The organism is Chitinophaga sp. LS1 (assembly GCF_034274695.1).
Lineage (GTDB): Bacteria > Bacteroidota > Bacteroidia > Chitinophagales > Chitinophagaceae > Chitinophaga.
Genome location: NZ_CP128362.1, coordinates 4,167,190 through 4,178,735, shown reverse-complemented (window position 1 = coordinate 4,178,735; position 11,546 = coordinate 4,167,190). Strand labels below are relative to the sequence as shown.

Genomic DNA, 11,546 nt, shown 5'->3' with positions numbered 1-11,546 from the left:
CACGATTTCGAAATCATTATCAACCTGCCAATCATCAATTATCCCCTGGTATACTCTGAAAGCATTGTTGATCACCTCTGATTTTTCGGTGTCGCTTATTGTTACATAAAACCGATCATTTGCACTTTTTAACTCAGTCAAGAAACTTCTAGCCTCCGTCAAGCCACTTCCTAGCAAGTGCTATCGAAAATCCCGAAAGCTTCTGGGGGCTTGTATTGAAACGGATAAAATTATGATCGATTGAATGCACATTTCTAACCTAATCTTTAGAACCAATTTTGGACACTACAGTCAGCGAATCTCCAATCTTCTTCTAAAAATCAATTTATGACACTAATATCGCCAACATTCTTATGACACTAACCCCAACATATGCTGCATCGCATCCGGCCCATGCAACACCTCCGTCTGCTCCAACGTCATCGCTGCTGTAGCCGATGCCCGCTCCCTCATCTCTCTCTCATACTTTGCAATCGCCGCAAGCATATCCTCACCTTCCGTCAAACAACGACTTAACTCCAACGCATCCAGCATCGCCATATTCACCCCCTCCCCTGCATAAGGAGGCATCAAATGCGCCGCATCTCCCAACATTGTCAAATTAGCCTGCGCCTCCCAATCCTGATCCAATGGCATACAATATTGCGGCCTTGGAATCACTCCGCCTGACACATTCGCGATCAAACTTTCATATATAGGCGCCCATCCTTTGAACGCAGACTTAAACCAATCCAACACACTACCTTGTATCTCCCAATCCGCCGCAGATTGAAACCCTGCATAAAAAGACAACGTCCCATCTCCCTTCGCACTTACTATCAACGTTTTACTATCTCCAAAGATGAACAACTTCCCTCCCTTCACCAATTCAACCATTTCAGGCACTTTTTCAGAGGCATCATACACACTTCCTTCTACGGCTGTCATCCCAACGAAAAACGGCTTTATCGGGGTTAAAAACGGCCTTATTTTAGAATTCGCTCCGTCAGCACCCACCACAATATCCGCATACGCCGTCGTACCATTCTTAAATTGCAGTAACCACCCTTCACCACTTCTCTCCATATCTGCAAACTGACTATCCCATACCACTGTATCATCAGCCAATGATTCGAGGAGGATCTTTCTCAACGGCCCCCTGTCTATCTCCGGCCTGTATTCCACTTTCTGCCCTGCATGCTCGTCCACTATGATATTCGCATCCTTATCCAATATCCTGATCTTATCAGCCCCCGGGCGATAATTCTCCATAAACGCCGGTATTAACCCAGCCTCACGCAATGCCGCCAGACCAGACTCTTCATGCAAGTCTAAAGTCGCACCCTGCACCCTCGCATCCTTATTGATATCTCTCTCATATACTTTTACTGACGAGACACCCTTTACCTGCAATAGACGCGCTAGCGTCAATCCTCCAGGGCCTCCACCTACAATGGCTATTTTCTTCATAGAATTTCGTTTTTGATCAAACAAAGTTCCGTAACGCTATCCGCATAAAATAGCTACTTTTAGCCAAAAAATAGTCCTAATCAGTCAATAATGATCTTCGAATTCAATTCTCCCGAGCGCATTGGCGCCATGCGCGCCTTTGTGAAAGCTACCGGCAGCACTATCATAGCCAAAGGCCATATCTTGCTCCCTCCTTCCCTGGGCAATGGTTATATGAAAGGCTTTGACTTCGGCCCCAACCTCCGCATGATGCTCCATCATTACGAACTCAAAGAAGAACTGATTTATAGAAGAAGCCGTATGGGAGAATCACCCGATACCCTCACCCTCAACTTCCATAACACCCAACCCCGCAAAGGAGACATCCGCCTCCTTCCCGCCGTTCAACTACCATCTCCCAACCTTCCCATGGAAGTCATTTTTCCCGCCAATACCCTCATCACTACCATCATGATCACTATCGAAGGGGAATTACTGAAGGATTTGCTCAATAATCATTCTCTCTTACAACAACCCTCCTACCTCTATGAAGAAATCATTTCCCCTGAAATTCAAAATGTAGCTGCACACATTATCACTCCCCACGCACCTGCAGCATTATTAAATTTTTACCTCCGCCTTAAAGCTGAAGAGTTGATATACCTTTTCTTTGTAGATTTACAGAAACGACAACACACTACTTCTTACGCATTGAACGGAGAAGATGTAAAGCTCATTTATAATGTACGAAATGAAATTATTAAAGACCTGAGTATTACACCCGACGTCAAAGCACTGGCACAACAAGCCGGTATGAGTGAAAGTAAAATTCAACGGTTATTTAAACAGATCTTTGGGGATAGTATCTACAATTATTACCAGACCCTGAGAATGAAGGAAGCTGCGTACCTGATTAAAGAACAACAACTATCAGTGTCGGAAACAGGGTACAAATTGGGGTTTAGTAATCTCAGCCACTTTACAAGATTGTTTGAAAAACATATAGGGATGAAACCCAAGAAATACTCCTACACGAACTAAAATAATAACGCCTATGCAAATTAACCTACAGCCATATATCTATTACAAAAAAAACTCCATCCCAATGAATGCCTGCCAATTTAAACTGGACAAATGCATCCTTCAGGATGGAGACTACTAAATTTTCATTTTATATTTCTACACCAGCAAATCCCTGATAAAACATCAATCACACTAAAACCTCCCCGGCACTTCTTCCGCAAATCCTTCACCAGCAAAACCCCATCACACTAACCTCACCAATTCTCCCCTAACAAATCCTCGGCAACTGCTCTCCCGGCAAAAAATTCACCACCCTATGCCCACCTATCCTACTCTGCAACACGACCTTCCCCGCATGCTCCTTCGTCACCGTTCCAATGATCGCCGCCTGCTCTCCTCCCTTCATCCCCCTCAATACCTCCAACAATGTGGGCGCCACCGCCTCACTCACAATCGCCACCATGATACCCTCATTCGCCACATACAACGGATCCAATCCCAACATCTCACAAGCCGCCGCCACCTGCTCATTCACTGGCAAACTATCCTCATTCATCATCACGCCCAACTTCGTCGCCTCCGTCATTTCATTCAACACGGACGCCAATCCACCCCTCGTCGGATCCCGCAAAAACTTTATCTGCTCTCCAAAACAATCCAATAATTTCCCCACCATCTCATGCAATGGCCTTGTATCACTACATACCTCCGTCTCAAACTCCAATCCCTTCCTTACACTCATGATCGCCATCCCATGCGTCGCAATCTCCCCACTCACGATCACCACATCACCCGGCACAATCCTGTTATGATGAATAGCCGCCCTTGGATGTATATGTCCAATCCCCGATGTATTTACAAACAACTGATCTCCCTTTCCTCTCTCCACCACCTTCGTATCGCCCGTTACTATCGCCACTCCCGCTGCCTGCGCTGCCGCCTTAATATGCTGCAACACTTCTCTGAATAAAGATATCTCCAACCCCTCTTCGATGATAAATGACAATGACAGATACCGCGCCATCGCCCCACACATCGCCAGATCATTGACCGTACCATTGATAGCCAGATCCCCAATATTCCCCCCAGGGAAAAACAAAGGAGACACTACATAACTATCCGTACTAAAAGCCACCTTTCCATTCAATGAAAAAGTCGCCCCATCATGCTGCTGATCCAGCCAGTCATTGTGTAATAAATCAAACACCTCTGTTTGTAACAACTGATGTGTCATCAATCCACCACTACCATGACCCAGGGTAATGATCTCACCAACACCAGAAGAAGGTAAAGGACAAGTTAACTGCATACTGAACTTTTATATTGGTAATAAGCGGCACATGCCCCCTCGCTGCTCACCATCGGCGCTCCCAAAGGATGCTCTGGTCTGCACCTGCCTCCAAAGGCAGGACATTGAACCGGTTTTTTATGCCCCCGCATTATATCACCACTAATACAATCAGGGTCTTCCTCTCTTACAGGCAAATGTATATTAAACTTTAACCTTGCATTATACTGTTTGTAAGCGTCCTTCACTTCATACCCACTATCTGGTATGGCTCCTATCCCTCTCCACATTCTATCACTTACATCAAACACTTCATGGATCGCCTTCATCGCCATCGCATTTCCTTCCCGGGCCACCATGCGTGCATATTGATTTTCTACTTTGTATGTACCTTTCTCTAACTGTGATACCGTCATCAGTATCCCCTGCAACAAATCTGCCGGTTCAAAACCTGTCACTACAATAGGTACTTTATATTTCAATGCAATCGGATCGTACTCCGTCGTACCCATAATGGTACATACATGCCCTGCGGCCAGAAAACCATCTATTACATTAGATGGGTCACCTAATATCGCTTCCATCGCCGGCGGCACCAGTACATGCGATGAGAGGATGCTATAATTAGTAACACCTCTTGCCGCTGCCTGTATTACTGAAAGCGCATTTGCAGGTGCCGTTGTTTCAAAACCTACTGCAAAAAACACCACTTCTTTCGAAGGGTTATCAATTGCCAACTGCACCGCCTCTAAAGGAGAATACAAGATTCGGACATCTGCCCCCGCTGCCTTTGCATGCAGTAAACTCTGCGATGACCCCGGCACTCTCAACATATCTCCAAATGAACAAAAGATCACATCCTGTTGCTGCGCCAGCCACATTGCCTCATCCAGCACCCCCACACTCGTTACACATACCGGACAACCCGGACCATGCACCATATTGATCTGTGGCGGCAACATATCGAGCAAACCATTCTTCACCAGACTATGCGTCTGTCCGCCGCAAATTTCCATCAGCGTCCATGGCCGTGTTGTGACACGGTACAATTCATGCAGATATTTTTTTACCAGCTGTGGATCTCGATATTCACTGATGTATTTCATAACAATTCCTTCAGATCACAAATGTATTTACCGACATACTTCATTACAATTCCTTTACAGGATATGAAAAGATCTATCTCACAATAACTCCTCCAAATCCCCCATCTGCTCCAAATACGAGAAGATCTCCTTCGCCTCCTCCTCATTCACCACCCCAATTGCCACGCCCACATGCACCAACACATAATCTCCCAATACCGCTTCCGGCACCATACAAAGATTCACTTCTCTTGTTATCCCACTGAAAGAGACCTTGCCTTTTCTGAACAATGCATCTTCTCCTTCATCAATGGTGATGACTTTTCCCGGTATAGCCAGACACATAATTAATCGTTTTGTATACTAAAGCAAGCCAGTTGTCCGGCTGCTATACATTCATCATTGGGACTCAACATTCTGTGAAAGTGCCCCTGCATCATCCCTGATAACAAAGGACTCTGAAACACCCCGCCACTAAACGCCACCTTCTCAGTCTGAAAATGCCTTTTCAATTTCGCCACTAAATTTGCTAAAGAGTAATATACTTTATAAGCAATCTCCCCCTTATCCATGCCTCTTTCCACATCATCCATCACACCCAGTATCAATGGTCTCCATTGTATTAAATCGCCATATATCGGCATGTCATAATAAGTATGCGTCACTACATCACCAATACAAGCTTCCATCTTCATCACTGCCTCTCCTTCATATGTATTGATACCAGTCACGCCCAGTATCGCCGCCACGCCATCCAGCAAACGTCCCATACTACTGGTCTTTAACGCAATATGCCCGTGTAGCAACTGATGATAATACCGCCATTCCTGGTCAGTAAAATAATGCCTGATTATGCCGTGCCGTCCGGGGAAGTTTTGTAATAAAGCCAATGCCGACAACCGTGGTTCTTTGTTCATTTTGTCTCCCATTAACTGAGGAAAATAATCAAGGTGTCCCACCCGCTTCATCTGGCCTTCTTTATATACAAAAACTTCCCCACCCCATATCTGTTCATCTTCACCATAACCGGCACCATCCCATATAATGCCCAACACAGGATGCCGTTGCTGTAACAGGTTATTTTCTGCCAGTACAGCTCCAAAATGCGCTTTGTGATGCTGTATCGTCGTCAGTGTAGCGCCGGATACCCCGGCCATTTGTTTGCCCAGTCTGGAAACAAAATAGCCTGGATGCATATCCGTCAGGATCTGTACTGGTCGTTTATGTAATAGTTGTAATAAGTTATTTAATGTCTCTTCAAATCGCTCTTCTGTTTCCAGTGTACCATGGCTACCCAGGTACTGACTGATCAGCCAGTAATCTTCGCCGGTCAATGCAAATGTGCTCTTTAATTCCGCCCCCATGGCGAGTATGCCATCTCTGCTATGCTTGTGTAAATACACTGGTGCCAGGCCTCGTCCTCCTCGTAGAATGATACGGCGTCCTTTCGATGTAAAGCAGATCACACTATCGTCCTGTGGAAATACAATCTCTCTGTCAAAGCTCAGGACCAGGTCTGCTATTCCAACCGCATCCTCATCTTTGTAAATAATAGGCACACCATGTCCATTTGCGCTTGTGGCAATCAGTGGTTTCCCATATCTCGATGAAATCAATTGTAATAAAGGTGAATAAGGTAATATCACACCTAATCTGTCCAGCCCCGGCGCTAAGCCTTCAGCGGGCTTTTTGAGCTTACACAATACCACTGGCGCTACAGGTCCTAATAATTCAAGCGACTCCTGCGCAGTGAGGTATACATCTTCTGCAGCCTGCTCAAGTGTTGGGTATAATACTGCAAAAGGTTTTTGTGGCCTGTTTTTCTTTGTACGCATTACCGACGATTGCGACACATCGCACAGCAGCAAATAGCCGCCGATCCCTTTCACCGCCAAAATGCCACCTTTGCGCAGGCAATCATCTACTTCCTGTAGTGAAGGTCCTGATACAGGTACACCACATTCAGGACAGGAATTCGTTTCGCTATGGAAACGCCTGTCGGCACTATTCAGATATTCTTCATTGCAATCTTCACACTGCTGTAAGTGCGACATACTGGTATTCTCACGTTCATAAGGCAATGCCCGTATGATCGAATACCGTGGACCACAATTTGTACAGGTAGTAAATGCATATTGATAACGCCGGTTGGAAGTATTATTCAATTCCCGCCTGCAGGTATCGCAAAGCGCAATATCCGGCGTCAGTAAAAGACTGGTAGCTGAAGCAGCTGTACCAGGTAAAATCGTGAAGGTGGTAAAGGGAAACAATGGCGCTGGTCGCATATGGTGATGGGTAATCAGGGCATGTACGGGAGGTTGCGAAATAATAGTGTTATAAAAATGAGCTGCTTCTCCTGCCGAGGCGTTGAATGCAATATGTACCCCATCCGGACTATTGCTTACCGCTCCCAGTATATGCAGGTCTTTTGCTACCCGGGCCACGAATGGTCGGAAGCCAACTCCCTGTACACGACCGCTGATATGGATATGATACGAATTCACGATTTTTTTGATTCCAGCCATTGATACCATTTATCCAGTCCCTCTCCTGATGTACAACTCAGCGTAATCACTTCCAGTTTTGGATTAATCCGCTTTGCATTGGCAATTGCCTTGTCAAGAGAAAAAGGGACATAGGGCAATAAATCTATTTTATTAATGATGCACAGATGAGATGTATGAAACATGTCCGGATATTTCAACGGCTTGTCATCACCCTCTGTTACACTCATCACGACAACTCGTTCTTTCTCTCCCAGATCGAACATCGCAGGGCAAACCAGGTTGCCCACATTCTCTATAAATAATACACCATCTTCATGCGGATGCATTCCCTGTAAGGCATGCATTACCATATGCGCATCCAGATGACAACCTTTACCAGTATTGATCTGAACTACTTTTGTTCCTGTGGCATGTATCCGGTCAGCATCACGGGTAGTTTGCTGATCTCCTTCTATTACGCTAAAACTCACTTGTTCTTTCAGGTCTGTCAATGTCCTTTCTAATAATGTCGTCTTCCCTGAACCCGGTGAGCTGACCAGATTGATCGCGAGTATGTTCTTTGCATCGAAAAAACCACGATTCCTTGCCGCCAATAAGTTATTCTCATATAAGACATCCTTCTCTACAGCTATATGTTTCTCATCATGAGTATGAGAATGTGTATGAGTATGTGTATCGCATCCACAAGTAGCGCACATAACTTTCAATTTAATAAATGATCAATGAACGTACTTTCAATTCCTTTCCCTGTGCAATTTGTATCAGGTGACTTCCGCATCCTGTACAGGCATCATATACTTCATTAATAGCAAACTCTTCCCCACACTCCAGGCACAAGGCCTTCCCTTCGATCCGGTTAATGTCCAGCGTAGCGCTTTCAAGTAGTGTACCTTTGATCGCCTGTTTCCAGGCCATATCAAAAGCAAATAGCTCGATCGTCGTGAGGCAACCAATATCCAGTGTTACCTCTTTGACGGGTGTACCCTGTGCATATTCCGTGACTACATCAATGATGCCCATTACTATGGACAACTCATGCATTCCCCGTGCTTCTCTTTGCTCTTATTATTAATCCGATAGTCAGCAGTATCACCGGCCATGTAAACATAGCATGGTTCCATTCCGTAAAGTAGTGGATGATTGTAAAGCCTTCAGTCGTTCCATGACCGGGATGTGCCGACGCCATAAGTGGCAATAAAATGATTGAGAGTATTAGTGATCTTTTCATTGGGCTCGTTTGTACCCTCAAAGTAAAGATTGAATTGCCGCAAAAAGGGTAACTAGGATCAGCCGTATTTCTGATGGTCATCATCTCCGGCCCCTGCCATTTGCGGTAACTTCAATGACGATAAACATATGCTCATGAGCCAGCCTTTAACGTATTACGACGAAATGAAAAACAAGGGCTACAGCCGGCGTGACTTCATGAAATTTGCCACTATGATGGCAGCCTTCATGGGGTTGGAACGGTCTGCAGTCGGCCAAATCGCTAAGTCGATGGCCAACAAGCCCAGAATACCGGTGATATGGTTACATTTCCAGGAATGCACCTGTTGCAGCGAAAGCTTTATCCGGTCCTCCCACCCTATTGTTGCCGATATTCTCCTGGACCAGATATCGCTTGACTACACAGAAACCCTGATGGCCGCGTCCGGTTTCCAGGCAGAAGAAGCGATGCACAATACGATGACCAAATATAAAGGAGAATACATCCTTTGTGTGGAAGGTAGTGTGCCTGTAGAAGCTGATGGTGTATACTGTATGATAGGTGGTAAAACCTCCATGCAGATCCTGGAAGAAGCCGCAGCCGGCGCCAAGGCAGTGATTGCCTGGGGAAGCTGTGCCTGCAATGGTTGTGTACAGGCTGCAAAGCCGAACCCAACTGCTGCCACCCCTATTCACAAACTCGTAAAAGGGATACCTATTATTAAGGTACCTGGCTGTCCGCCAATCGGCGAGGTAATGGCAGGGGTGATCGTTCACCTCGTCACCTTTGACCGTATTCCTCAACTGGATGCTTTGGGCAGACCAAAAGCTTTCTATAGCAAACGTATTCATGACACCTGCTATCGCAGGCCATTCTTCGATGCCGGATTGTACGTGGAAAGCTTTGATGACGAAAATGCAAAGAAAGGATACTGTTTATATAAGGTAGGATGTAAAGGTCCGGTTACTTACAATGCCTGTGGTGTCACGAAATGGAATGGAGGTACCAGCTTCCCTATCCAGTCAGGCCATGGATGTATAGGATGTAGTGAAGAAAACTACTGGGACAACGGACGCTTGTACGAGCGCGCTTCTGCATTTGCTGGCTTTGGTATCGAAGCCACTGCCGATGTGGTAGGCGGCATCGCCCTGGGAGCTACCGCAGCCGGAGTATTGGGACATGCTGTGATGACGAACATCCGCAAGAAAGACAACATCCATATGTTGGAAGATGAAGGCAGAAAAGATGAAAAAGAATTGGATCACTGAGAAATTCCACCATTATGAATAAAAGAATTGTCGTAGATCCTGTCACGAGGATTGAAGGACACCTTCGTATAGAAGCAGAAATAGAAAATGGGAAAATAAAAGATGCTTACAGTAGCGGTACCATGGTGCGCCTGCTGGAAGAAATACTCCGGAACCGTGATCCCCGCGATGCATGGGCTATTGTAGGCCGTGTATGCGGTGTGTGCACTTCTGTACACTCGCTCACCTCCGTAAGATCTGTAGAAGACGCTTTGAATATCACCGTCCCGCCCAACGCTGAACTGGTACGCAATATTATGTATTGCACGTCTTTTATGCATGATCACGTTGTCCATTTCTATCACCTCCATGCCATGGACTGGATTGATGTTGTGAATGCCCTCAAAGCTGATCCACAACAGACATCTGCTCTTGCGCAGAAAATATCCAAATGGCCTAAAAGCTCTCCAGGTTATTTTAGTGACTTGCAAAAGAGAATTAAAAAACTTGTAGACAGTGGCCAATTGGGTATTTTCTCCAATGGGTATTGGGGTCACCCCGCTTACAAACTACCTCCTGAAGTAAATCTGATCGGTCTGGCTCACTATCTCGAAGCACTGGAATGGCAGAAAGAAGTGGTGAAAGTACATGCCGTATTTGGTGGTAAGAACCCACACCCTAACTACCTTGTAGGTGGTATGGCCTGCGCCATCGGTATGGACGATGTAAGCGGTATCAATGCAGAACGATTGTCATTAGTGAAAAGTATTTTAGATGAAGCCAAAACGTTCATCGAACAGGTATATATTCCTGACCTGATGACCATTGCTTCTTATTATAAGGAATGGGGTAGCATCGGTGGCGGTCTGGGAAACTTTATGGTGTATGGCGATCTGCCATGGAATGGCTATCGCGATGCATCCTCTTACAAATTCCCTCCCGGTGTGATTTTAAATAAAGACCTGAGCAAACTCTATGAGGTAGACTTACGCAACGATGGCGATGTACAGGAATTCATTACACATAGCTGGTACGAATATAAAGGGGGAAAAGATATTGGGTTGCATCCATGGAAAGGAGAAAGCAAGATCAAGTACACAGGTCCTAAGCCACCGTTCGAACACCTGGATATGTCTCAGGCCTATAGCTATTTAAAAACACCCCGCTGGCAGGGACATGCTATGGAAGTGGGCCCGCTGGCACGTGTGCTGGTAGGCTATGCCAGAGGTCGCGAAGAATTTAAAGATGTTGTAGACAGAGCTTTGAAAACACTGGATATTCCTGCTACTGCACTCATCTCCACTTTAGGTCGTACTGCTGCAAGAGGATTCGAAGCTTCACTCGTATCTCAGTGGGCATTGGACTTCTACTATCAACTGGTAGATAATATCAAAAAAGGAGATACCCGTATGGCGAATATGGACATGTTCAACCCGGATACCTGGCCTAAGAAAGCCATTGGTGTAGGACATGCCGAAGCACCTCGTGGTGCACTCGCACACTGGATCAATATCGAAGATAAAAAGATCTCCAACTACCAGCTTGTAGTACCTACTACCTGGAATGCATCTCCACGCGACAGTAAAGGTCAGCTCTCTGCTTATGAATCTGCATTGGTCGGTACACCGGTGGCAGATGAAAAGCAACCACTGGAAATACTGCGTACGGTGCATTCATTTGATCCATGTCTGGCATGTGCCGTGCACCTGTATGATGAACATGGTAATCATATCAACAGGGTGAGTGTATTAGAAGCATAAA

General features: G+C 45.7%; 11 protein-coding genes. 3 read left to right on the top strand and 8 right to left on the bottom strand.

What is annotated here, in order from left to right; all coding sequences use genetic code 11:
* Positions 1 to 351: 351 nt before the first annotated feature.
* Positions 352 to 1,449, bottom strand: a complete 1,098-nt coding sequence (locus QQL36_RS17285) for an NAD(P)/FAD-dependent oxidoreductase (RefSeq protein WP_321570423.1) — start codon at positions 1,447 to 1,449, stop codon at positions 352 to 354.
* A 90-nt stretch (positions 1,450 to 1,539) separates the two neighbouring features.
* On the opposite strand from QQL36_RS17285, the gene QQL36_RS17280 reads away from it, so the two are divergent.
* Complete coding sequence (locus QQL36_RS17280; protein WP_321570422.1) at positions 1,540 to 2,469, top strand: helix-turn-helix transcriptional regulator; 930 nt, start codon at positions 1,540 to 1,542, stop codon at positions 2,467 to 2,469.
* A gap of 250 nt (positions 2,470 to 2,719) precedes the next feature.
* Here the strand turns inward: QQL36_RS17280 and hypE are convergent, their stop codons facing one another.
* The 7 genes from hypE to QQL36_RS17245 all read right to left on the bottom strand — a co-directional run bounded on the left by hypE (position 2,720) and on the right by QQL36_RS17245 (position 8,559).
* Positions 2,720 to 3,760, bottom strand: a complete 1,041-nt coding sequence (hypE, locus tag QQL36_RS17275) for a hydrogenase expression/formation protein HypE (protein ID WP_321570421.1) — start codon at positions 3,758 to 3,760, stop codon at positions 2,720 to 2,722.
* On the bottom strand, positions 3,751 to 4,845 hold the full coding sequence (gene hypD, locus QQL36_RS17270) for a hydrogenase formation protein HypD (RefSeq protein WP_321570420.1): 1,095 nt from the start codon (positions 4,843 to 4,845) through the stop codon (positions 3,751 to 3,753). Before hypD ends, hypE begins: the two co-directional genes overlap by 10 nt.
* A 78-nt stretch (positions 4,846 to 4,923) precedes the next feature.
* Positions 4,924 to 5,169 carry a HypC/HybG/HupF family hydrogenase formation chaperone gene (locus QQL36_RS17265; protein WP_083726495.1) on the bottom strand — a complete coding sequence of 82 codons (246 nt, stop codon included), beginning with the start codon at positions 5,167 to 5,169 and terminating at the stop codon, positions 4,924 to 4,926.
* A 2-nt stretch (positions 5,170 to 5,171) separates the two neighbouring features.
* Positions 5,172 to 7,349 (bottom strand): carbamoyltransferase HypF, encoded by a 2,178-nt coding sequence (hypF, locus tag QQL36_RS17260; RefSeq protein WP_321570419.1) that lies wholly within the window; start codon positions 7,347 to 7,349, stop codon positions 5,172 to 5,174.
* Positions 7,325 to 8,029, bottom strand: a complete 705-nt coding sequence (gene hypB / locus QQL36_RS17255; protein ID WP_083726491.1) for a hydrogenase nickel incorporation protein HypB — start codon at positions 8,027 to 8,029, stop codon at positions 7,325 to 7,327. Before hypB ends, hypF begins: the two co-directional genes overlap by 25 nt.
* A gap of 10 nt (positions 8,030 to 8,039) precedes the next feature.
* Positions 8,040 to 8,372 carry a hydrogenase maturation nickel metallochaperone HypA gene (locus QQL36_RS17250; RefSeq protein WP_321570418.1) on the bottom strand — a complete coding sequence of 111 codons (333 nt, stop codon included), beginning with the start codon at positions 8,370 to 8,372 and terminating at the stop codon, positions 8,040 to 8,042.
* Complete coding sequence (locus tag QQL36_RS17245) at positions 8,365 to 8,559, bottom strand: hypothetical protein (RefSeq protein ID WP_083726487.1); 195 nt, start codon at positions 8,557 to 8,559, stop codon at positions 8,365 to 8,367. Before QQL36_RS17245 ends, QQL36_RS17250 begins: the two co-directional genes overlap by 8 nt.
* 134 nt (positions 8,560 to 8,693) lie before the next feature.
* Between QQL36_RS17245 and QQL36_RS17240 the strand changes: the two genes are divergently transcribed.
* Together QQL36_RS17240 and QQL36_RS17235 are read left to right on the top strand one after the other, a co-directional pair.
* Positions 8,694 to 9,806 carry a hydrogenase small subunit gene (locus QQL36_RS17240; RefSeq protein ID WP_143708986.1) on the top strand — a complete coding sequence of 371 codons (1,113 nt, stop codon included), beginning with the start codon at positions 8,694 to 8,696 and terminating at the stop codon, positions 9,804 to 9,806.
* Positions 9,807 to 9,820: 14 nt separating this feature from the next.
* On the top strand, positions 9,821 to 11,545 hold the full coding sequence (locus QQL36_RS17235; RefSeq protein ID WP_321570417.1) for a nickel-dependent hydrogenase large subunit: 1,725 nt from the start codon (positions 9,821 to 9,823) through the stop codon (positions 11,543 to 11,545).
* The last annotated feature ends 1 nt before the right edge of the window (position 11,546 follow it).